Genomic DNA, 23671 nt, shown 5'->3' with positions numbered 1-23671 from the left:
TCGAGCCTTCCCTAGCCGAGCGGGTTGTCCCCGCCCATTGTTCACCAGGTGGGGTCGATGCCAATAGGATTCGCCGGGCGATCCAGATAGGCGCCGACGAGCGGCCCGATCTCGGCCAGGGCGGTGGCGGTGACCAACTGATTATGGGTGAAGGCGACCGGCTGGTCGGTGATCCGCCCGGCTATGAACGGCCGCCAGGTCTCCAGATTGGGGGTCGGGTCCGGATTGCCCGCGGCGGAGACGAACAGCAGGTCACCGTCGAATACCTCGGGCTCATGCTCGGAGATCTGCCGCAGCAGATGCTGTAGATCACTGTAGAAGTGCTCGATTTCGGTTGCGGTGAAAGAGATTCCGGAGGCCTCCAGCAGATCGGCGGCCTGCGCGGGGGTCACGCCGTCGTATCCGGCGGGGACGTCTATTCCACCGAATTCGGCCAACAGCATGGCCAGCGGCGGCAGATCGGAATCGGCGGTGATCCGTACCCGAGCGCGGGCGTCCATCATGATCAGCGAGCCGACATCCGCACCGCGACGACGCAATTCGACCGCGATGGCGTGCGCGATCGGACCACCCGCCGAATAGCCGAGCAGGTGATACGGGCCCTCGGGCTGCACCCTGCGCATCTCCTCGATATAGCGGACGGCCAGATCGCCGATGGTGCGGTCGGCGGTGCCGCCATCCACCACACCCGGGGATTGCAGCCCGTAGACCGGATGGGCGCGGTCGACGTACTGCACCAATCCGCCGTAGCACCAGGCCAATCCGACGGCCGGGTGAATACAGAACAGCGCCGGACCGTCACCCATCGGGCGCATGGGCAGCAGCACCCGCAGGGACGGCTCCACCTCCGGTTGCTCGGCGGCCTCGGTGAGACGGCGGGCCAGGGCGGCGGGGGTCGGGTCCAGGAACATCCACTGCAGCGGCATGGGGTTACCGGTGCGCTCGCGGACCAGGGTGACCAATTGGACGGCGGCCATGGAGTTTCCGCCGACCTCGAAGAAATTGTCGTCGACGCCGATGCGCTCGGCGGCCAGGACGGTGCCGAAGGATTCGGTCAGGGCGCGTTCGGCATCGGTGCGCGGTGCGCGGTAGGGGCGGCGCTCCGGCTCGGGGTGAATCGTCACCGCGGGGCGGTCCTCGTCCTGAATCCTCGCCGTGAGCGGGGGAAGCCCGCCGGGGATCTCGAGATCGCCCACCGGAGCCTGCGGGGTGGCGGCGACCGCCGTCAGCAGTGCGACGAAGGCATCGGCCATGGACTGCGCGGTGGCGCGGTCGAAGAGGTCGGTGGCGAAGGTCAGCGAACCGGTGATGCCATTCGGTGCACCGGCCGGGCCGAACTGTTCGGCCAGCATCCATTCGAGATCGAACTTCGAACCGGGGGCCGGGGCTTCGACGGGGCGAATCTCCAAGCCCGGCAGGGTGGTTCGCGGAATCTGCACATTCTGGAAGGCCAGCAGCACCTGGAACAGCGGATGCTGTGCGGTGGAGCGGGCCGGGGCCAGCGCCTCCACCAGACGTTCGAAGGGCAGATCCATATTGCCGTAGACGGCGAGGTCGGCACGCCGGGTGGCGGCCAGGGTGGTGGTGAACGCGGCGGCCGGGTCGATCCGCGAGCGCAGCACGACCGTATTCACGAACATGCCCACGAGGTCGTCGAATTCGCCGTCACCGCGGCCCGCGACCACCGAGCCGAGCGCGATATCGGTCTCGCCGGAGAGTCGGGCCAGCAGGACCGCCAGGGCGGCGTGCACGACCATGAACGGACTCGCGCCCTGGGCGCGCGCCAGAACCTGGAGGCTGTCGTGAACCGCTGCGGGAACGGCGAATTCGATTCGACCGCCGATGCCCGACGGCATCTCGGGCCGCGGACGATCGGTGGGGATGCCGTGCACCTCGGGCAGCGCGGCGAGGGTGGAGCGCCAGAAGTCCAGTTGGCGCTGCGCGAGGCTCTCCGGATCGGCGTCCGAGCCCAGGAGTTCTCGCTGCCAGAGGGCGTAGTCGGCGTACTGCAGCGGCAGCGGAGTCCAATCCGGCTCCCCTCCTGAGACACGAGCCAGATACGCGCCCAGCACGTCTCGCGCCAGCGGAGCCGTGGACCAGCCGTCGGCGGCGATATGGTGCACGGCCATGGCCAGGACGGCGTGCCGCGGTGCGGTGTGCAGCACACAGACCCGCAGCGGCGGCTCCCGGGTGATGTCGAAGCCGCGCGAGAGTTGGGAGATCAGGCGCTGCGTGACTTCCCCCGCATTGGAGGCGATTTCGGTCAGCGGTGTGGCCCCCGGCGTCGCGGGCAGGATCCGCTGATACGGCAGGCCGTCCGGGCCGGTCGGATAGGTGGTGCGCAGGGTTTCGTGGCGGGCCACCACATCGTCGATCGCTGCACGAAGCGCCGTAATATCCAGGGCCCCTTCGACTTCGAAGGCCGCGGGGATGTTGTAGACCGGCGATCCCGGATCGTAGCGGTTCAGGAACCACATGCGCTGCTGCGCCGCCGAGAGTGGCGTACGGTCCGGGCGCGGGCGGGGACCGGGCACCGGGCGATCGGTCGCCGCACCGGAGGCGAGCAGCGCGGCGAGTTCGGCCACGGTCGGGGCATCGAAGAGGGCGCGCACCGGGATCGTGGCGCCGAGGGCACCACCGAGCCGGGCGACCACCCGGGTCGCGATGAGCGAATTACCGCCCAGGGCGAAGAAATCATCGTCGCGCCAGACCTGATCGACGCCGAGGACTTCGGCGAAGACGGCGGCCACCGCCTCCTGCTCGGGACCCGAGGGCGGCTCCTGCGCGCCGGTGGTGAGCACCGGCGCGGGGAGCGCATCGCGGTCGAGCTTGCCGTTGGGCGTGCGCGGCAGATCGTCCAGAGACATGATGGCGGAGGGGACCATGTAGGACGGAAGTCGTTGCGCCACTTGTCTCTTCAGCTCTGCCGAATCGACTTCCTGCCCCGCTTCGGGAACCACGTAGGCGACCAGCATGCCGCCCCGTGCGTCCTCCCGTACCAAGGCCACCGCGCGGGCGACCGCCGGATCAGCGGTCAGCGCCGCCTCCACATCGCCGAGTTCGATGCGCAGGCCGCGCAGCTTCACCTGGGTGTCGGTGCGGCCCAGGTACTCCAGATTCCCGGTGCGACGGCGAACCAGGTCGCCGGTGCGGTACATGCGCTCACCGGGCATGAAGGGATCGGCGATGAACCGGGTGGCGGTCAGATCGACGCGGTCGAAGTAGCCGCGCGCCAAGGGGATACCGGCCAGGTACAGCTCACCGACCACACCGTCGGGCACCGGGCGGAGCCGGTCGTCCAGGACCAGTGCGCGCACGCCGGGCGCGGGCGCACCGATCATGATCGGATCACCCGGGCGCAGCGGGGCACTGCCGGTCGCCCACACCGTGGTCTCGGTGGGGCCGTAGTCGTTGAAGTGCAGGCGATTCGGCGCCGCCCAGGCGGTGACCAGTTCGGGCGGGCAGGGTTCGCCACCGGTGATGATCACGCGCAATGCGTCCAGACCCGCCGGGTCGACCGTCGCCAATGCCGAGGGGGTGATGGCGATATGCGAGACCCGCTCGCGGGCGAGCAATTCCGCCAGATCGGGTCCGGCGAAGACGGTGGGCGGGGCGACCACGAGGGTTCCGGCCGCGCTCAACGCCATGACCAGTTCCAGGACCGAGGCGTCGAAACTCGGTGAGGCCACGTGCAACACGCGGGATTCGGCGGTGATGCCATCGCGTTCACGCTGCGCCACGGCGAGATTCGCCAACCCGGCGTGCGTCACCATGACACCCTTGGGCGCACCGGTGGAACCGGAGGTGAAGATCACGTAGGCGGGGTTCTCCGGCCGTGACCGTTGCTCGATCGGCAGATCAGCGCGCGAATCCTCCGGACCGTCCAGGGTCAACCAGTCGACCGAATCGGGCAGCCGGTCGCGCCGCGCCGCCACGGTCAGGCCGAGAGTCACCCCGGAGACCTCGACTATGCGGGCGATCCGCTCGGCTGGATACGCCGGATCGATCGGTACGAAGGCCGCTCCGGTACGGGCGATCGCCCAGACCGCGAGCACCGATTCGACCGAGCGCGGAATGCCCACGGCCACCAGGGTTTCCGGTCCGGCTCCGGCTCGGGCGAGTTGTCCGGCGAGCCGCCGGGCTCGCTCATCGATCTCCCGGTAGGTGAGCCGCCGATCAGCGCAGACCACCGCGACACCGTCCGGATCGGCGGCGACGGCATCGGCCATGAGCTCGGCCAGTGTGCGCGGTGCGGCGGCCGGGACCGCTTCGAGCCGCAGTCCCCGCCGCTCCGGATCGGTCAGCAGATCGATATCCCCCACCGGCACAGCCTGTTCCGCAGTGCTCGCGGTCAGCAGCCGGATCAGCCGATCGGCGAAGGCCGATACCGTCGATTCATCGAAAAGGTCCGTGGCGTAACCGCACCGCAGCTGCATACCCTCGGCGTCGGCGACCACGGTCAGGCTCAGATCGAAGCGGGTGTTGGTCTGCGGCAGATCGATCGGCGCGACCGTCAACTCGGGCAGTCGCAGCTCCGGAATCTCCAGATTCTGGAAGACCAGCATGACCTGGACGAGTGGATGTCGCGCCTCCGAACGCACCGGGGCCAGCACCTCCACCAACCGCTCGAACGGCACATCGGCCTGTTCGAAGGCGGCCAGATCGGTCTCGCGCACCCGGTCCAGCAGTTCGGCGAAGGTGTCGCCCGCCCGCACCCCGGTGCGCAGTACCAGGGTGTTGACGAACATGCCGACGAGGTCGTCGAGATCGCGATGCCCGCGCCCCGCCAGCGGAGTACCCACGACCACGTCCGCGGTGCCGCTCAGCCGGGCCAGCAGTACCGCCAGCGCCGCGTGTACGACCATGAACGGGGTGGCCCGGTGTCTGCGGGCACATTGTTCGATCGCGGCCGTCAGCGGACCGCTCAGCCGTATCGCGCACTCCCCCGCCCGATGTGAGGCGCGTGCCGGTCGGGGCCGGTCCGCGGGTAGTTCCAGGTGATCCGGAAGGTCCGCCAAGGTCCGGGACCAGTACTCGATCTGATGGGCGAGCAGGGACTCGGAATCGTCCTCCGCGCCCAGTCGCGCCAACTGCCACAGCGTGTAGTCGGCGTACTGCACCGAGAGCTCACCCCACACCGGCTGCCGCCCGGCGGCGCGGGTGGCGTAGGCGGCGGCCACATCGCGGGTCAGCGGAGCCATGGAGAAACCATCGGTGGCGATGTGATGGGCGACCAGCACGATCACATGCTCATCGGGTGCGAGGCGGAACAGCCGCAGCCGCAACGGAACCGCGGCTGTGACATCGAAACCCGCTGTGACCGTGCGGATTACCGCGCCGGGCAGTTCTCCGGACGATACCGCCGTCGGTGCCAGATCGAGCGGAACCTCCGCCGCCGGGAGAATGCGCTGACCGCCGACACCATCGATATCGGGGTACACGGTTCGCAAGGTCTCATGCCGCTCGATCACATCGCGCAGCGCGGTCCGCAGTGCCACGAGATCCAAATGGCCCGAAAGCCGCAGTGCCACGGGCACGTTGTAGGCCGGGGAGTCCGGATCGTAGCGGTTCACGAACCACATGCGCCGCTGCGCCGGAGACAGCGGCACGGGGTCCGGGCGCGGTCCGCACACCAGCTCGGGGCCGGCTGTCGCGCGGTCGGCTTCGGCCAGCCGCCGGGCCAGATCGGTGACGACGGGAGCTTCGAACAGCAGGCGTACCGGTACGGCCGAGCCGAGTGCGGCGGTCAAGCGCGCCGAGACTCGGGTGGCGATCAGCGAATCGCCGCCCAGGGCGAAGAAGTCGTCGTGCGCGCCGACTCGTTCGTGGCCGAGCACCTCGGCATAGGTCGCCGCGATCAACACCTCGGCGCCGACCGGCTCGACATACTCCGCCTGCACCACAACGGGTTCCGGCAGTGCGCGCAGATCGATCTTGCCGGTGCGGGTGCGCGGCAACTCCGCGAGCACCTGAATACTCGACGGCAGCAGATAGCGGGGTAGCCGCTCCCCCGCCCACGCGATCAACTCCGCGCTCGCGATGGCCGCCGCACGCGCGGATGCCGGAGCAGGTGTTGCGACGGGCGGCTCGGGTACGGCGAGGGTGATATACGAGCACAGCGCCGTTGCGCCCGCGGAGGTGTGGCGTGCGACGGTGATCGCGGACTCGACCCGAGAATGGGTGACCAGCACGGCATCGACCTCGCCGGGCTCCACCCGAATGCCCCGCACCTTGACCTGGAAGTCGGACCGGCCGATGAACTCGAATCCCGCTGCGGTGCAGCGCATGAGGTCACCGGTGCGATACATCCGCTGCCCCGCCGCGAAGGGGTCCGCGACGAATCGGCTCGCCGAAAGACCCGCGCGAGCGGCGTATCCGCGCGCCACACCCGGACCGCGCACATAAAGCTCACCCACCGCGCCCACCGGGACCGGGCGCAGCCAGCCGTCCAGCACGAGCAGGATCGCGCCCGGCACCGGGGAGCCCAGGATCGCGGTGTTCTCGACCGTCATCGGCTCGCCGTACGCGGCGGCGACCGTGGTCTCGGCCGGACCGTACGAATTCACCAGAATGCGTTCGACATTCACCATCGAGGCGGTGGTGACCGGCCCGGCCTCGGGGCGTGCGGGTTCACGCGCCGGGTCCGTCGATACCGCGACCCCGGCCATCCGGGCCACGAGTGCCGGTGGGCAGGGCTCGCCCCCGGTGACGATCCCGCGCACCGTGCGCAGTTCAGCGGCGTCGAGGGTGGCCAGTACGGTCGGTGTGCAGATCAGATGGGTGGCAGCGCTCTCGATCAGAACCGCCGCGAGCTCTGCTCCGGCATTGGCGTCGGGCGGGGCGATGATCAGGGTTCCGCCCGCCGCGAAGGTGCAGAGCCACACCAGGATCGCGGCATCGAAGGCCGGGTTGAGACAGTGCAGGGTGCGGGTATCGCGGTCGATCAGGCAGCGCTGCGTGGTGGCCGCCGCCAGATTCGCCAGACCGGTGTGGGTGACCACGACTCCCTTCGGGGTGCCGGTGGAGCCGGAGGTGAAGATGACATACGCGGCATGCTCTGGGCGAAGGGGGGCGAGACGGTCGGCGTCGGTGATGGCGTCGGCGGACAGCTCATCCAGCCGGGCAATGGTTTCCGGCGCGTCCAGCTGAATCCAGGCGATGTCCGCGGGCAGGTCACTGTGCCACCCGGAGTCCGTGATACCTAGTGCCGCAGCGCATTCGGCCGCGATGGTCGCGGTACGCGCGGCGGGCTGCGAGATATCGACGGGGACGAAGGCGGCACCGGTCTTGGCGATCGCCCAGATCGCCACCATGGAGCGCAGCGATCGCGGTAGGGCGACCAGTACGGTGCGCTCCGGACCCGCACCGGAGGCGATCAGACTGCGCGCCAGCCGATTGGCGCGCTCGTCGAGCTCCGCATAGGTCAGCTGCCCGGCCGGATCACTCAGCGGGTCGACGAGGGCCACGGAGTCGGGAAGTGCGGTCGCGGTAAGCAGGTCCGGTAGCAGCCGCACCGGTAGCGCCGGGGTGCCGTACCGGACGGCTGGCGTACCGACCGGATCGCAGGTGCGCAGGGTCGATACGCGGCGATGGGGGTCCGCGGTGAGGGCGATGAGCAGGCGCGCCAGTCCAGCGGCGATCGAATCGGCCTGTGCGGCATCGAAGTACACCGGTGAGCGGGTCAGTTCGAGCCGGAGTCCGGGATTCGCGTACGCCGCCAGCGACAGCGGATAGTGCGTGCCGTCATGGGCGCGAATACCCGTCACCGACAGCCGGGCCTGCCGGGTCGCGGCGGTCAGGGCGGCCGCATCCACCGGATAGGACTCGAAGACCGTCGCGGTATCGAACAGCGCGCCCAAGCCGGTGCGAGCGTGGATCTCATCCAGGCCGAGGAATTGCCGCTCGGCCAGGGCGGCCTGCTCACGTTGCACCCGCGCCAGCAGCTCGGCAATGGATTCGGCGGGGTCCAGGACAATACGCACGGGGACGGTATTCACCAGCATGCCGATCATGCGCTCGGCACCCGCCAGCTCCGGCGGACGGCCGGATACCGTTGCGCCGAAGACGATATCGGCGGAGCCGGTCCGCTCACCCAGCAGTAGCGCCCACGCCACCTGGACGATCGTGTTCACGGTGACCTGGCACTGCGCGGCCAGGGTGCGCAGGCGCTCGGCGGTATCGGGCGGGAGCGACACCTCGTGCGCCACGGGGGCGGCCACATCGGCGCGCGGGGCGGCCGGGGCGACCAGGGTCGGCCCGGCCAATCCGGTCAGCGCATGCGCCCAGGCCGCTCGGGCCGACTCCGTATCGCGGGCAGCGAGCCATTCGAGGTAGCGGGCGAATGGGGTCGGCGGTGCGAAACCGCTGTCGTCCCCATGAGTTTCGTAGAGCCCGACGAGTTCGGCGAAGAGCAGCGGCATGGACCAGCCGTCGAGAATCAGATGGTGATTGGTGATGACGATCCGGAACCTGCGCTGCCCCAGCGCAATACACAGGAAGCGGATGAGCGGTGGCCGCGCCACATCGAAGGGTGTCCACAACTCCCGCGCCGCGATCTCATCCAATTCGGTTTCGGTGGCATCGAACGCCTCCAGATACGCGCACGGGACCTCGACCTGGGCCGAGATCACCTGTACCGCGCGCTCCTGCGACTGCACGAACGCCGCGCGCAACACCTCGTGCCGTCGCACCAGCGCCCGCGCCGCGGCGGTCAGCCGATCCCATTCGAGGTCGGCCTCCACATCGATCACGGCCTGCACCGAATAGCCATCGGCCCCGCCCGCGGCGAACTGCGCCTGGAACAGCAGCCCGCGCTGCAAGGGCGTCAATGGCAGCACATCATCCAGACGACCGTAATCCCGCTCCCAGGAATCGATTTCGACCTGCGTGGTCTCCAGCAGCGCCAGATCTCCGGGCGTAACCCCACCCGCGTCCGGAGTAGCGACCAGGTCGGCGATCTCCTCGACCGCGGCCACCCACTCGCGCGCCAGCTCGGCCACCTCGGCACCGTCGACCGCCTCCGCGGCGAATTGCCACACCGCGCGAATCCGCTGTCCCCGCTCGGACTCCAAGGTCACCGCATCCACCGAAATGACCGCCGCCAGCGGCATTTCCGCATCGGCATGCCCACCGAGCCGCGCCGCCATCCGCACCGGCATCCAGTCCCCCGCCACCTCCATATCCGGAATCTGGCCCAAATAGTTGAATCCCAGCTGCGGCTCGGGCATCGCCGCCAGCTCCCCCGAGGTCGCGGAGTTCAGATAGCGCAGTAGTCCATAACCGAACCCGCCCCGGGGCACGGCCCGAAGTTGGTCCTTCACCGACTTCAACGCCGCGATCGCGGATCCGGTCCGCCAGGGCTCGAGATTCACCGCTCGCTCGGGGACCCACCCCGGGCCTGTGCCCGGCCCGAAGTTCGGTGCGATCGACTGCCGCACCCCGAACTCGTCTCCGGTCCCACCCAGCAGCTCTCCCGCGCATCCTGGCTTCGAGAAGCCTTCCAGCACAACAGGCCCCAATCGAACCGGCACCTGCGAGGTGAACCAGCCGACCGTCCGCGAGAGATCCGCTCCCGGTACGGCGGCCTCATCCCGCCCATGCCGTTCCACTGCGACCACCATCGCCGCGCCGCCAGCGCCGAACCGCCCTCGGCCGCACCGCCGGCGCGCTATCGCCAGTGTCAGCCCCGCCAGCAAAGCATCCTCGACACCGCACCGGTACGCCGCCTGGAGACGACCCGCCAGCGCCGCCGAAGCAGCCTCGGAGATTTCGACCTCGAGCCGTCCGGCCGAACCGTAGGTATCGACCGCAGGGTCCAATCGCCGTCGGCCGACCAGCGGGTCCTGCGCCAAAACCCCTCGCCAGTAATCGAATTCGTTCAGTGGCCAGTTCGGCGCGGCATTCGCCGCGAGGTCCCGCAGCGCATGCGCCCAGGTCCGCATGGAGGTGCCCGTGCCCCGCAGAGCCGGCGCGGCACCGACCGACGCCTGGGACCACGCGGACATGAGATCCGGCAACAGAATTCGCCACGACACCGCGTCGCAGGCCAGATGATGTACGGCGATCAGGAGTCGACCGGGCGTGGCGGGACCGGCGTCCAGCCAGGTCAGTGCGATCATGATTCCAGCACGCGGATTCAGTCGCGTCACCGTCGCCGCGAGCCCCGAATCCGTTGCGTCATCGACGGGCCGTACGGCGGTCTCGGCGCCCGTGTCGGACGAATCGAGCTGGGAGCGAGAAACTCTCGCTATGGCCGCGCTCGCGTCGACCAGATGTGGTGGTTGGACCTCCAACTCGATGCCGGAGGGCGTGTCGACAATGCGCGCGCGAAGCATGTCGTGGCGATCCAGCAGCGCCTGGACCGTGCGCGTCAGGGCCTCCTGCTCGATGCCCAACGGAAGTTGAACGACCATCGACTGGGCGAAATGCTCCCAGCCCGGACGCGCCAGCAGCCATGCGGCGACGGGGGTCAGGGGAAGACGGCCCAGGCCGCCACCGGGAAGCTCGGGAAGTTCGGCGCGATCATCCCGCGCCCGGCCGACCACGGCGGCCAGCGCGGCGGGCGTGCGGTGTTCGAAAACCTCACGGGCGGAGAAGATCAGGCCCGCGGCCCGGGCGCGGGAAACCAGGCTGATCGCCATGATCGAATCGCCGCCGAGCGCGAAGAACGACGTATGCGGACCGACCTCGGCGGTACCGAGAATCTCAGCGAACAGTGTGCGGAGGATGCGCTCGGTTTCGCTCTCCGGCTCGGTCTGGTGAACTGGCTGCGCGACAACGGGTTCGGGAAGCGCCCGCCGATCCACCTTGCCGTTCGCGGTGAGCGGCAGCGCGCCCAGCACGGTGACGGTCGCCGGAACCATATAGGGCGGCAGGCGCCGGGACGCATGATCGAGCAGATCCGCCTCGGTGACCGTCACCCTCGCGTGCGGAACCACATACGCCGCCAGCATGGTGCCGCCACTCGGCGCGGGCCGCGCCACGGTGACCGCGATCTCCACGGCCGCATGCGTATTCAGCGCGGCATCGATCTCCCCCAGTTCGATGCGCATCCCGCGCAGTTTGACCTGGAAGTCGCCGCGGCCGACGTACTCCAGAACGGCCTTGGAATTCGTCTCGGACGCGTGGGATTCCGAGCCAAGGTGCGAAGTGGTCATGGTCCAGCGCACCAGATCACCGGTGCGATACCTGCGCGCACCGCCCGGAGCGGCGACGAAACGCTCCGCCGTCAGACCTGGTCTGCCGACATAGCCGCGGGCGACACCCGGGCCGGTCACGTACAGCTCACCGGCGACCCCGACAGGTGCCGGACGCAGCCAGCGGTCCAGGACCAGCATGCCCGCACCGGGGATGGGATCGCCGATGCCCGCGTTCTCACCGGGGATCAGGCCCCCGGTGTAGGTGACGGCCACGGTGGATTCGCTCGGGCCGTAGGAGTTGAGCAGCGCACGGCCGATTCCGAAGCGCGCCACGATATCCGGGGGCGTCGGCTCACCGCCGGAGGACACCGCGCGGACGCCGTTCAGGGCGTCGGGCTCCAGGGTGGACAGCACCGCCGGGGTGGAGCACACCTGGGTGATGCCGTATTCGCGGATCAGCGCGGCCAATTCGGCTCCCAGCACCGGATCCGACTCGGCCACTATCAGTATCGTGCCCGAGGCGAAGGCCATCAGCCACTCGAGCACGGACGCGTCGAAACTCGGATTCAGGCATTGCAGGACTCGCGCACCGGGGGTGACCCGATACGAATCCACCACCGCCGCGGCCAAACCCGCGAGCCCGGTGTGGGTGACCACGACGCCCTTCGGCGTGCCGGTCGAGCCGGAGGTGAACACCACATACGCCGGATTGGCCAGGTGCGGTCGGCCACGCAGCTCGTGTGCCGCCAGTGGCGCGGCGGACTCGGGCCACGTATCCCCCTCGGCGAGCAGGTCGTCCAAGGCGATCCAGCGCACCGCGTCGGGCAGCTCTGCCGTGCCGGTATGGGTCAATCCGAGCTCGGCCCCGCATTCGGCGGCGATCCGCGCCATGCGATCGGCGGGCATCCCGGTGCCGAGGGGTACGAAGGCGGCGCCGGTCTTCGCCACCGCCCACAGCGCCACCATTGCCTCGACCGAGCGCGGAAGCGCAAGCAGTACAGTCGATTCCGGACCGAGTGCCGGTGCGGGGCCGGGAGCGTCCGCCGCGGACCCGCGCAACAACCTGCGCGCCAATCGATTCGAGAGTTCATCCAACTCGCCGTAGGTGAGGTGCCGATATCTGCCCACCACCGCCAGGCCGGAGCGCCCCGCCGCACGCAGCCCATCCGCCAAAATCTCGGGAAGCAAACGAGATTCGGGCGCTTGGCCGCCGTGCACACCGCCGAGCAGCGGCTGCTCGTCCGGCGTGCAGTACGCCAGCTCCGCCAATGGCGTATCCGCCTCCGCGTCCAGCAGCGATTCCAGCAGCGTCAGAAACCGCCGATGCTGCCGCGCCAGCGAATCCTCGTCGTACAACCGGGGATTCGCCGAGAAGTCGACGTGAATCGACGCCCCGGCGCCGTGCTGGTAGAAGTTGACGAACAAATCCTCGATCGGCCCGGACGTCAGCACATGCAGGCTCGACTCCACCCCGTCGAAGTCGATTCCCGCCGGGAACAGCATGATATTGATGACCGGACCGACGAACCCCCGCCCGAACTCGGGCCGCCCCGTACTCACGGGGCCCGTAGGTCCATCGGATGCGTCCGGCGCGGACGGTGTCACCGGTCCGCCCTCCGGATGCCCGGCAGCGGGCTGACCGCCGCCACCCCAATGCATATCCTCGGCGCGGAATCGCTGGTGGCGCAGGGCTCCCGAGGCCGCGACGCGGACGGCGTCGAGCACCTCGCCGACCCGCCCATCGCGTGGCACCCGCACCCGCAGCGGCACCACATTCGCGATCATGCCGCCCGAACGCCGCAGCACCGCCGTGGTGCGGCCGGAGACCGGGAGACTCAGCACCACATCCTCACTGGCGGTCAAGCGCCCGTAGTACAGCGCCAGCGCCGCCATCACCACCATGGCCGAACTCGCGTCGAAGCGGCGCGCCGCGCTCTCCAGGCGGGCGGCGGTGCCCTCCTCGAGCTGTGCGCGGGCTTCGCGTCCGAGGGCACAGGCGGGTGCGGTGGCCGAGACCAGACTGCACCGCTCCGGCATCCCCGCGGTCACCTCGCGCCAATACCGCTCATCGGTGCCGAATCGGCTCGAATCCCGGTATGCCAGTTCGGCTTCGTGCACTTGCAGCAGTGCGGCGGCGGTGCCATCCGGTGCCGGAGTCCCGCGCACGGCGGCGTTGTACAGCTCCGCGACGCGATACAGCATGGTCACCGAGCCGAAGCCGTCGATCAGGATGTGGTGGGCGCGGGTGTACCAGAGGTGATGGTCATCGCCGACCCGGATCACCGTGGTGATCCCGGCCCGCTCGCCCAGCAGGTCGATCGGCGCGGCCACATCGGATCGCATCCAATCCAGCGCCGCCGCAATGGGTTCCGGTCGATCACGAAAATCCAGGAACCCCACCGCGGGCTCGATATTGGGGTCGACCACCTGGTACGGCCGGTCCTCGATCTCCACCAATCGCAGTACGCCGGAGCCGAATTCGCGGGCCGCGAGCACCGCCGCGCTACGTAGCGCGGGCAGATCCAGTCGGCCGCGCATCTCGATGTACTGCGCCTCCGAGAGCGGCACACTCGGATCCAGTTGCTGCGCGTACCACATGCCGAGCTGGGCCGGGGAGAGCGGGAAGACGGTGGCGGTCTGCTCCGCCGCGAGTTCGCGGGTCATAACGCCTCATCGGGTACTGGTCGAGCACGATTCGTCTTCCCGCTGTTCCTCATACGCCGGAACCCAGGAGTCGGGGCGTGCCGTCAGGCGCCCCACCATGACCGCCCGCACATGCGCGGGTAGTCCAGGTGCGAACTTGCGCACATACGCGTTCATCCATTCCGACTTCTCCAGCAGGAAAGGGAAATCGGTTGTCATCATCGAGCGCACCACGAGCATGGGCATAGGCGCGTCCAATGGCCGGAAGTCTTTGTTCCACAATCCGGGCTGATCGCATCCCGGGTAGAATTGCCCGAGCATCGCACCGCGTTCCACGAATTTGGTCTTGAATTCGGCGTGAATCTCGTCGATCAATGAATAGTCAACCAAATTCGGGAACACCGTGATCATTCCGCGCAACACCGATGTCGAACTCCCATTGCCGGTGGGCAATTCGGGATAGACCTCGAGTGCGTCCTGGATGATGGCCCGCACCCACACGGCCCGCGGCTCGGCGGCCGGTACCTGGGCCAGCCACAACAGATCCCGGCGCATGGACGGGCGCACATACGGACAAACCGGTCCATCCCGTCCCAGTTCATCACTGGGTTGGGCCAGAAAGGATTCAGCCCAAGATCGAAATACCGCGACCGTGGAACGCGCGGCGGGACAAGTCGATCCAGTGTCTCCCAATGAGACCCATTGCAGCCCCGAGCGGGGGCCGATAACACGCTCGCTCATGACTCACCTCGGCAGATCGAGCTTCAGCGGCAGGCGCCGTTGCCCTATACCTATTAATAGTGCGCCGGTCATGGGCTGTTAACACGAGTAGTCGCATACCCAATTACCTATCGGCGCCCCAAATTTCAGGGGCATCCGAATAAAGAAAAGACCGGTCATGTATTGACCGGTCTTCCCAGAATCCTTGGAATCATGCACCGATGAGGCGTGCGGCCAGGTAGCCCTCTACTTGATCAAGCGCAATCCGCTCCTGCGCCATGGTGTCTCGCTCGCGCACGGTGACCGCGTGATCCTCGAGCGTATCGAAGTCGACGGTGATGCAGAACGGGGTGCCGATCTCGTCCTGACGGCGGTAGCGGCGGCCGATGGCCCCCGCATCATCGAACTCGACATTCCAGTTCCGGCGCAGCTGCGCGGCCAGATCCTTCGCCTTGGGCGAGAGCTCGGCGTTGCGCGAGAGCGGCAGTACCGCGGCCTTCACCGGCGCCAGACGACGATCCAGGCGCAGCGTGGTGCGATCCTCCAGACCGCCCTTGGCGGTCGGCACCTGCTCCACGTGGTACGCGTCGACCAGGAAGGCCATCAGCGAACGAGTCAGACCGGCCGCCGGTTCGATCACGTACGGGGTGTAGCGCTCACCCGAGGTCTGATCGAAGTAGCTCAGATCCACACCCGAATGCTCGGAGTGGGTCTTCAGATCGAAGTCGGTGCGGTTCGCGACACCCTCGAGCTCGCCCCACTCACTGCCCTGGAAACGGAAGCGGTACTCGATATCCACCGTGCGGGTGGAGTAGTGCGAGAGCTTCTCCTTCGGATGCTCGTACAGGCGCAGGTTCTCCGGATCGATGCCCAGGTCCGTGTACCAGGCCATCCGGGTGTCGATCCAGTACTGATGCCACTGCTCGTCCTCGCCCGGCTTGACGAAGAACTCCATCTCCATCTGCTCGAACTCACGGGTGCGGAAGATGAAGTTGCCGGGTGAGATCTCGTTGCGGAAGCTCTTGCCCATCTGGGCGATACCGAACGGCGGCTTCTTGCGCGCGGTGGTCTCGACGTTCTTGTAGTTCACGAAGATGCCCTGCGCGGTCTCCGGGCGCAGGTAGTGCATGCCCTCTTCGGACTCCACCGGGCCCAGGTAGGTCTTGAGCATCATGTTGAAGTCGCGCGGTTCGGTCCACTTGCCGACGGTGCCGCAATCCGGGCACACGATGAGCTCCATGGAGACGCTGTCCGGGTCCTCGACCTTGTGCTTCTCGGCGTACGCCTCCTGCAGGTGGTCCTGCCGGTGCCGCTTATGGCAGTTCAGGCACTCCACCAGCGGATCGTTGAAGACCGCGACGTGACCCGAGGCCACCCACACCTGACGCGGCAGGATGATCGACGAGTCGAGGCCGACCACATCCTCGCGACTGGTGACCATCGAACGCCACCACTGGCGCTTGATGTTCTCCTTCAGCTCGACTCCCAGCGGACCGTAATCCCACGCCGATTTGGTGCCGCCGTAAATCTCACCGCTCGGGTACACCAGACCCCGGCGCTTGGCGAGGTTGGCGACGGTGTCCACCTTCGACTTGGGTGCCACTGAGGAAATCTCCATCCGGTCCGGAAAACTACAAGGGACGTCCTCAAGCCTATCGGTACCGGGCCAACCAATTTTCGCCGGGAGCGGGCAGCGCGCCACGGCCGGGTTCGCAGGTCGGTGCCCCTGGGATTCGGGGATACGTTCCGGGGTCTGCCACACGAGATAGTAGGTAGGGCGACCGGTTCTGTCCCTCGGGATCACGCCGCTGTCGCGCGCGAAGAGGACGGCAGGGCCGGGGGCGAAATGACGTGGAACCATCCGAGCGACGATGACGAGTACCGGCCCTGGGACCATATGTCCGTGCCGCCGCCGCAACCGGATCGGCGAGCCGAATCACGACCATCCACACCAACTCCGGGACCGCCCGCACCACGACAGCGAATGCGGCCGGGGACGTTGGTGCCGTGGCTGGTGGTGATCGTGCTGTTGGCAGGGAGCTTCACGCTGCCGCATCTGCTGCGCCATCATGACCGGTCGATCAAAGTGACGATTCCGGCCGTGCCGGCGACGCTGCCCAATGGCTATCTGCGCGTGAATCCGGACCATCCGTTCCGGGATACGCCCGCGAATCAGTGGCGCGAGGGCGGGGACGGTATCGAGGTGCCCGTCGCCCAACCGGTGGGGCGGTTCCCGATCGAGCAGGTGGCGGCGGCGGAGAACCTCGCCAAGCGGTTGATCGTGCTCGCGCGACTGGAGCAGCATGTGCTCGAGACCGGGGACGCGGAGCCGATCCTGGCACTGGTGGCCCAAGGCATGGCCGATGACATCCGACCCAAGCTCACCCCGGGCAATGAGGGCGAAACCTGGTGGGTGACAACCAAACTCGCACCGGGATTCCAGCTGCTACCGTCACGCCCGCGCGTCGACGGCGCGATGTCGGCCGCGCTGGACGACAAGGGCGAACTGGTGATCAAGACCAATTACATTGTCGCGTACGCCTTCCAGGCCCCACACCCGAATGAGATCAGCGATCCGATGGAAATCATCGTGCTGGTCCGCGAGGAGGTCGACTACACCTGGATCGACGACTCCGCCTACGACGCCCCCTCCCAGGGCATGTGGATCGACAACACCCGCTCCCATACCTACGCGGGCAATTGCGACTGGTTCCGCAAGGGCTTCCTGGCCCCCTCCTACAGCGAATCCCCCAGCTACGGCACCCAGGTCCGCCCCACCGGCCAGTACTTCGACCCCACCATCCCCCTCCCCACCGAAAACGACTGCTGACCGGGCAGGCACATCCGCATGTATGCCATTTCCCCGAGTGTCGGGTTTGACATGCATATGCTTGCATATAAGAATGGCATCGGTTTCCAATAAGGAGTTGGTTCGATGACCACGGACAGTGGTGCCCCCCTGCGGCGCTCACGCGTCGCGACCGAGGCTCCGACCGCGATACCGCACGACCCGTATCCCTACCGGTCGCCGCTACCACCCGCGGTACCGTCGCGCACCATCCTGGACTCGGCCGGTGAACTACTGCGCGCCCTCGCCGCACCGGTACGCATCGCCATTGTGCTGCAACTACGCGAATCACCGCGCTGCGTGCACGAACTGGTCGATACTCTCGGCGTGACCCAACCGCTGATCAGCCAGCACCTGCGAATCCTCAAATCGGCCGGCGTGGTGCGCGGTGAGCGAACCGGACGCGAGGTCATCTACGAACTCGTCGACGAACACCTGGCGCATATCGTCATCGACGCCGTCGCGCACGCAGAGGAGGGGTGATCATGGGAACGACCGAGAAGACGGTGGGCGTCCGCAGCACCCGCCAGCGCAGCGCCATCGCGGCTCTGCTCACCGATATCGACGAATTCCGCTCCGCTCAGGAGCTACACGACGAGCTCCGCAAACGCGGTGAGGGCATCGGCCTGACCACCGTCTACCGCACCCTGCAATCGCTCGCCGACGCCGGACTGGTCGACGTATTGCGTACGGACTCGGGCGAATCGGTGTACCGGCAGTGCTCCACCGGACATCACCATCACCTGGTGTGCCGCCACTGCGGGCGCACCGTCGAGGTGGAAGGCCCGACGGTCGAGGCCTGGGCCGATTCCATTGCGGCGGAACACGGTTTCACCGATATCAGCCACACCATGGAAATCTTCGGCAGCTGCAGCGGCTGCGCCGCCGCCAAGCGCTGAACACCCTGCACCACCGCCCCTTCCATCCCCCGTCATCCCGGCATGCTTTTGGCCGGGATCCACACCCGCAGCGCGACAGCTGATTTGGTGGATCCCGGCCGAAAACGCACCGGGATGACGAGGGCGTTCAGCCCACGCCGGGCACTGGTTCGAGGGCCGGGACCGGAGCAGCCGCCCGGGAGCGGTAGATGCCTACCCCCAGCAGGGCCACCGCGGCCACCGCCCAGACCAGTAGCACGGTGAGCGGAGCGCTCGCCCCGGCTCCATCGAAGAAGGCTTCCGAACGGAGCAGGCTGGCGGCCGCTCCCGGGGGCAGGAGCTGGCCGACGGCGCCCCAGGGCCGCGGGAGGAGTTCGGGGGCGGAAGTGGCCGCGGAGAACGGGTTTCCGACCAGCAGCATGGCCAGCGCCGCCACCGGAATGCCCGCGCGGCCGATTGCCGCGCCGAGGCCAACCACGGCTCCGGCGACCGCGAAGCACACCAGTCCGGCGATGGCCGCCAGCATCAGGTAGGAGCCGGGGAGCAGGGACAGCCAGCCCGCGACGATACTCATACTGAGTAGTCCACCCGAGATGGCGAAGGTCGCCAATCCTATGCCGCGCAAGGCGATTGACGGAATCAGCAGGGTGAGTAGCACACCCGCCGCGATGCCGGACAGGGCCAGCGGCAGCACCATCGCACCGAAGCCGGTACCGCGCGGGTCATCCGGATCGGCGGCGACCACATCCTGAACGGCGGCCGCCGGAGCGCCCGAGAGCTGCTGAGCGATGGCCGTAAGTTGTTGCGCCACTGCCGGACTCGCAGCGGAGGCGATCAGGACCACCGGCTGGCCGCCGGTCAGGACGGCCCCGTATACCTCTCGATCGGCGATGGCCTGGCGAGCGGCGGATTCGTCAGCGACAGTGCGGATATCGAAGGCAGCGGCGCCATGCGCGGCCAATTGTCGCGAGACGGCCGCGGCCTGCGGACCCGCGACGGCAACGGGCAGATCACGCGGTTTGATATTGGTGGCGGGCCAGGCGAAGGCGATGAGCATGACGGCTTGCAGTAGGGCGGCGGCGAGGCCGAGTGCGACAGCGCGCTGGGTGGCGTTCATCAAGACACTCCATAAAGCGAATGTTCGTTCTTTTAGATTGGGACAACCCTGACATCGAGCTGTCACCTTGTCAAGAACGGATATTCGTTTTACTTTGGGGTCATGCCCCGAGTCAGTGCGGAACACCTGGAACGCCGCAGGCAGCAGATCCTCGACGCCGCGCAAACGTGCTTCGCCCGCAAGGGTCTGCACACCACCACCATGCAGGACGTCTTCGCCGAATCCGGCCTCTCCGCGGGTGCGGTCTACCGCTACTTCAAGTCCAAGGACGACATTATCGCGGCCCTCACCACCGAGGCCACCGTCGATCTGCGCGCCGCCCTCAGCGAGGCGGTCTACAGCGATCCGCTGCCCACTCCCCCGGAGCTGGTGCGCACCATCACCGAGACCGTGGTGCGACTCTCCGGTCCGGGCGGCCCGGTCCGGCTCATTCCGCAGGCATGGGCACTCGCGCTCACCGACCCCAATATCGCCGACTATGTGCGCACGAGCATCGGTGGCATCCGCCGACTCTGGGCCGACTACGCCGTCCGCATGCGCGATATCGGCTGGCTGCCACCGGAGGCCGATACCGAGGCGGTGGCCAAGGCGTTCATCGGCCTACTGCCCGGCTTCATCCTGCAATTCCTCATTCTGGGCGATACCGATCCCGAATCCTTCACGCGCGGGGTCGAACAGCTGCTGCCCGCGTACGACAGGCTGCCGCTGGCCGAAACCTCGCCCAACTGAACAGGATTCACTGCGGCGGCGGTGAATCCCTCAGGGCAGTACCAGGCCCTGGCGCGCGCGACCCGCACCCGAGAGCACCAGCAGCAGCATGGTCGCCAGCGGCTCATCCGCGAGCCCGGCGGCCGGGAAGGTATAGCGCAGAATGATATCGGCCAATTTGTCATGGCCGACGATGGTGATCGAGCCGAACTGCAATGCGGCATTGCGTTCGGCAACCCGCTTGTGCAGCTGCGGCTTCAGCGGGCGATCCCAGGCCAGCACACAGGTCAGGGTCAGCACATCCAGGCCCGGGGAGAGATTCACCCCGCGCAGCGAGCAGAGCGAACCGTCGAACTCGAAGCCGAGTCCGCCGTCCTCCACCCGCACCGCCACGTCATAGCGGGCCAGCGCCGCACCGGCGCGGGCCTGCAACTCCTCCGCGGTGGAGAGTTCCTCGCTCACTTCGCCCCACCGAAGCGCCGGTCCCGCTTGGCGTACTCCAGGCAGGCATCCCACAGATTGCGGCGATCGAAATCCGGGAAAAGCGTTTCCTGGAACACGAATTCGGCGTACGCGGACTGCCACATGAGGAAGTTCGAGGTGCGGAACTCACCGGACGGGCGCAGGAACAGGTCCACGTCCGGCATGTCCGGCTCGTCCAGGAAACGCGCGACGGTATCCTCGTTCACCTTCTCCGGATCGATCTCCCCGGACTTCACCCGGCGCGCGATTTCCCTTGCCGCATCGGCGATTTCGGCGCGACCGCCGTAGTTGACGCACATGGTCAGCGTCATCACGTCATTGTCCTGGGTGAGCTCCTCCGCGATCTCCAACTCCTTGATCACGCTGCGCCACAGACGCGGTCGCCGCCCCGCCCAGCGCACCCGCACACCCATCTCGTGCATCTCGTCGCGCCGCCGCCGGATCACATCGCGGTTGAAGCCCATCAGGAACTTCACCTCATCCGGACTGCGCCGCCAGTTCTCGGTGGAGAAGGCGTACGCCGACAGCCACTTCACCCCGATCTCGATACAGCCCTCGACGGTATCCATGAGCACCGCCTCACCGCGCTCATGCCCCGCGGTGCGCGCCAACCCACGCTCCTGCGCCCACCGACCATTGCCATCCATCACCAGTGCCACATGCCTGGGCACGAACTCGGCGGGAATGGCGGGCGGCGTCGCACCCGAGGGATGCGGCGAGGGCGGACGCACCGTGCGCTGGGCCGCGGAAGGCTTGCGAGTACCGATCACGCCCACCATCCTGCCCGACGCCTCGGACTACGTGAGCACGCCCACGGCTTTCACACCCACTCCCCACACTTCCCCCACATCAGAAGCCCGCGCGCCACCGCTCCGAAGGCATGCGGCGCATCGAGCCTGCGGAGTGCCCAGGCAGCGATCGAACGCATCCGGCTAGCGCAGGGTCTCCAGCTCCCGGAGCAGCTCGGACACGACGATCGGCGGCAGGTCGGCGAGCGCGAGCCCCTCGGGTAGCACCACATCGCGCAGGGTCTGCTCGGTCAGACCCAGCGGATTGCGGCCGTCGATACCGGGCGAGATGTACAACCGCACCTCATGCCGGGCCGCCAGGGCTCGGGTGAAACGGACCACCGAACCCTCGGCCCCATAGCCTTTGGCCCAGCCGAAACGATTGAGCCCCAGCACTGTTCCGGTGGAAACCACCGCGCCTCGATACTTTTCCAGTCCCGCCGCCACCTCCGGGTCACCGGGCGCGAAACTCGGACGATCCAGTTGCGCGAACGGCTGCGCTATCCCGTAGTCCGCGAAGACCCCGGCCCATGCGACCAGTGCTCCACCCAGATGCAACGGGTGAGCGATGCCGACCTGGACCTCATCGGGCAGTTCCAGTAGGTCATCGGCGAGATCGGCCAGGGTGCCGTCCATATCGATCCGGAAGGTTCCGGTCACGGCACCGACGGTATCGAAACTCGCCCACACCAGCCGCCGGGCGAGCTGGCGCAGCAGCGGATGTTCGATGAACAGCCGCCGCTGACTCGCGACCGTCCAGCGGCGCTGCGCCACCATCGCGGACTCCAGCCGCGTCGATTGATCGGCGATCGCGGCCTGCAACGCCTTCTTGAACGAGCCATACTCCGCATAGGCGCTCAGCGCGCTCGGATCGTCACCCTTGCCGGGCTTGGGCAGGCTGGCCCCTATCTCGCCATTCTCTTCGCGCACAACGGGTTTCAGCTGCTCATCGAGATCGATGAGGAATCGCCGCGAACCGTAGTCCACGGTGCGGGTGCCCCGCGCGGAGAGACCGAGGTCCGGCACCGCGCGATCGGCGAACTCCACCGGCGTGATTCCCAGGTCTCGCGCGAGCTCCCGAATGATCTCATCGGCCCGCCGCCGCACCTCGGGCCAACCGGTGTTCTCCCGGGCCAGCTGAATATGCATGTGCGCGTTGCGAGTTCCCAGCAGCACCAGCATGTCCAGCGCCGCCAGCGATCTGGTCACCGCCCGATCGCGCTCCGCGATCACCCGCAACCGCGCCGCCGTCTCATCATTGCCGGCCAGTCCAAGCGCCCGCATCGCCCACATATTCCGTTTGGCCGGATACTTCGCGGCCTGCCATGTCCGGTAGACCGCCCACACGAATTCGCCCAGCGACACCGGATCCAACTGCCGCGCCACCACCGGCACCCCGGCATAGTCCTCATCCGGCCCGCACATCATGAGCATGCTGATCAAATGCTCGACCGCTGCCTCCGGCAGCACCTGTGCGCTGTCCCGCAGGCGGATTCGCGGAAGCAGGCTCACGTCCAGCCAGCCCGGAGCCTTCGGAATACGAGTAGGTAAGCGCGACAACGGATCACGATCGAGCAGGGCGTCGATCGCTGCCGCGGCCTCGGACCCGTAGCACGCGGCAGCCGCCCGGATAAGCTCCCGCTGCCCGGCGCTATCGAATCGCCACAGCAGCGATTCGGCCAGCCGCCGGACCTTGACGCCCTTGCCGATCGCCGCGGGGATCAGATCGGGCAGGGCCGCCTCGGTGTGGCGCGCGAACCATTCACCGGCGGCCGCCGCCAACTGCTCATCTCGTTCGAGCCAGCCGACCATCCTGTCCGTGATGTCGGACCCAACCATCGGCATGAGCAGGGCCGCTCCGTACCAGTCCTGGGAGATCGCCGAATCCAGCACGAACCCCAGCGCCTCGGCGCCGAACCGCCCCAGCAGTTTCCGATGCGGATCGTTCCGCGCATCATGCGGCAGAGCGCTCGCCAGGTATCCGATATGCAAGCCGAACCTGTCGTTCATCGCGGCCTTGTCCAGGAGCGGCAGCGCGGACCGGGCGATCCCGTCCGGCGACCCGGAAATCAGCGCGATCAGCGAAAAGTCCGGTTCGACCGCCGCCCTGTCGATCTCACCCTGCCAATCGACCACCCCGGCCAGGTCCTCCAGCCGAATATCGGCCCAGGCCTGCCGCTCCCCCGGCAGCCATCGCAGCGCCACCGGCCGCCGCACCGTCGCCACGTCGACCACCCTGGGCCGGGTACGCTTGCGCGCCAGCCACGGCGGCGAAACCAACAGCTCCGGCACATCATGTTCGCCGCTAGCACACGATACCGAAACACTCACTGCCGCACCCGATTTCG

The 23671-nt window shown here is 67.8% G+C and carries 11 protein-coding genes; 4 read left to right on the top strand and 7 right to left on the bottom strand.

Annotated features, from left to right (window positions below; all coding sequences use genetic code 11):
- Positions 1-41: 41 nt before the first annotated feature.
- From OHB26_RS20605 to OHB26_RS20595, 3 genes are all read right to left on the bottom strand, one after another.
- Entirely contained in the window at positions 42-13802 is a 13761-nt protein-coding gene (locus tag OHB26_RS20605; RefSeq protein ID WP_330178910.1) for an amino acid adenylation domain-containing protein, read from the bottom strand.
- Between the two features lie 6 nt (positions 13803-13808).
- On the bottom strand, positions 13809-14522 hold the full coding sequence (locus tag OHB26_RS20600) for a DUF6875 domain-containing protein (protein WP_330178909.1): 714 nt from the start codon (positions 14520-14522) through the stop codon (positions 13809-13811).
- A gap of 190 nt (positions 14523-14712) precedes the next feature.
- Positions 14713-16104 (bottom strand): glycine--tRNA ligase, encoded by a 1392-nt coding sequence (locus tag OHB26_RS20595; RefSeq protein ID WP_330178908.1) that lies wholly within the window; start codon positions 16102-16104, stop codon positions 14713-14715.
- Between the two features lie 381 nt (positions 16105-16485).
- Here OHB26_RS20595 and OHB26_RS20590 point away from each other — a divergent pair, with 381 nt between their 5' ends.
- The 3 genes from OHB26_RS20590 (at position 16486) to OHB26_RS20580 (ending at position 18248) form a co-directional block, all read left to right on the top strand.
- On the top strand, positions 16486-17331 hold the full coding sequence (locus OHB26_RS20590) for a hypothetical protein (RefSeq protein ID WP_330178907.1): 846 nt from the start codon (positions 16486-16488) through the stop codon (positions 17329-17331).
- Positions 17332-17436: 105 nt separating this feature from the next.
- Positions 17437-17832 (top strand): ArsR/SmtB family transcription factor, encoded by a 396-nt coding sequence (locus OHB26_RS20585; protein WP_153806432.1) that lies wholly within the window; start codon positions 17437-17439, stop codon positions 17830-17832.
- A 2-nt stretch (positions 17833-17834) separates the two neighbouring features.
- On the top strand, positions 17835-18248 hold the full coding sequence (locus OHB26_RS20580) for a Fur family transcriptional regulator (protein WP_330178906.1): 414 nt from the start codon (positions 17835-17837) through the stop codon (positions 18246-18248).
- A gap of 127 nt (positions 18249-18375) precedes the next feature.
- Here OHB26_RS20580 and OHB26_RS20575 read toward each other — a convergent pair whose 3' ends face one another.
- A complete protein-coding gene (locus tag OHB26_RS20575; RefSeq protein ID WP_330178905.1) occupies positions 18376-19344 on the bottom strand; it encodes a hypothetical protein in 969 nt (322 codons plus the stop codon).
- A gap of 102 nt (positions 19345-19446) precedes the next feature.
- Here OHB26_RS20575 and OHB26_RS20570 point away from each other — a divergent pair, with 102 nt between their 5' ends.
- Positions 19447-20073, top strand: coding sequence for a TetR/AcrR family transcriptional regulator (locus OHB26_RS20570; protein WP_330178904.1), 627 nt, complete (start codon positions 19447-19449; stop codon positions 20071-20073).
- Between the two features lie 30 nt (positions 20074-20103).
- Here OHB26_RS20570 and OHB26_RS20565 read toward each other — a convergent pair whose 3' ends face one another.
- The 3 genes from OHB26_RS20565 to OHB26_RS20555 form a co-directional block, all read right to left on the bottom strand.
- Complete coding sequence (locus OHB26_RS20565) at positions 20104-20514, bottom strand: hypothetical protein (RefSeq protein ID WP_442942687.1); 411 nt, start codon at positions 20512-20514, stop codon at positions 20104-20106.
- Complete coding sequence (locus tag OHB26_RS20560; protein ID WP_330178903.1) at positions 20511-21314, bottom strand: isoprenyl transferase; 804 nt, start codon at positions 21312-21314, stop codon at positions 20511-20513. Before OHB26_RS20560 ends, OHB26_RS20565 begins: the two co-directional genes overlap by 4 nt.
- 153 nt (positions 21315-21467) lie before the next feature.
- A complete protein-coding gene (locus OHB26_RS20555) occupies positions 21468-23654 on the bottom strand; it encodes a DUF4132 domain-containing protein (protein ID WP_330178902.1) in 2187 nt (728 codons plus the stop codon).
- Between the last annotated feature and the right edge of the window lie 17 nt (positions 23655-23671).

The sequence above is a fragment of the Nocardia sp. NBC_01503 genome (assembly GCF_036327755.1).
GTDB lineage: Bacteria > Actinomycetota > Actinomycetes > Mycobacteriales > Mycobacteriaceae > Nocardia.
This window is presented reverse-complemented; position numbering and strand designations above follow the sequence as displayed.

What these genes read in the sequence shown, in the direction of transcription:
- OHB26_RS20605 (WP_330178910.1), bottom strand. Translation starts at nt 13,802, where the DNA reads ATGACCCGCGAACTCGCGGCGGAGCAGACCGCCACCGTCTTCCCGCTC.
- OHB26_RS20600 (WP_330178909.1), bottom strand. Translation starts at nt 14,522, where the DNA reads ATGAGCGAGCGTGTTATCGGCCCCCGCTCGGGGCTGCAATGGGTCTCA.
- OHB26_RS20590 (WP_330178907.1), top strand. Translation starts at nt 16,486, where the DNA reads ATGCGGCCGGGGACGTTGGTGCCGTGGCTGGTGGTGATCGTGCTGTTG.
- OHB26_RS20585 (WP_153806432.1), top strand. Translation starts at nt 17,437, where the DNA reads ATGACCACGGACAGTGGTGCCCCCCTGCGGCGCTCACGCGTCGCGACC.
- OHB26_RS20580 (WP_330178906.1), top strand. Translation starts at nt 17,835, where the DNA reads ATGGGAACGACCGAGAAGACGGTGGGCGTCCGCAGCACCCGCCAGCGC.
- OHB26_RS20575 (WP_330178905.1), bottom strand. Translation starts at nt 19,344, where the DNA reads ATGAACGCCACCCAGCGCGCTGTCGCACTCGGCCTCGCCGCCGCCCTA.
- OHB26_RS20570 (WP_330178904.1), top strand. Translation starts at nt 19,447, where the DNA reads ATGCCCCGAGTCAGTGCGGAACACCTGGAACGCCGCAGGCAGCAGATC.
- OHB26_RS20560 (WP_330178903.1), bottom strand. Translation starts at nt 21,314, where the DNA reads ATGGTGGGCGTGATCGGTACTCGCAAGCCTTCCGCGGCCCAGCGCACG.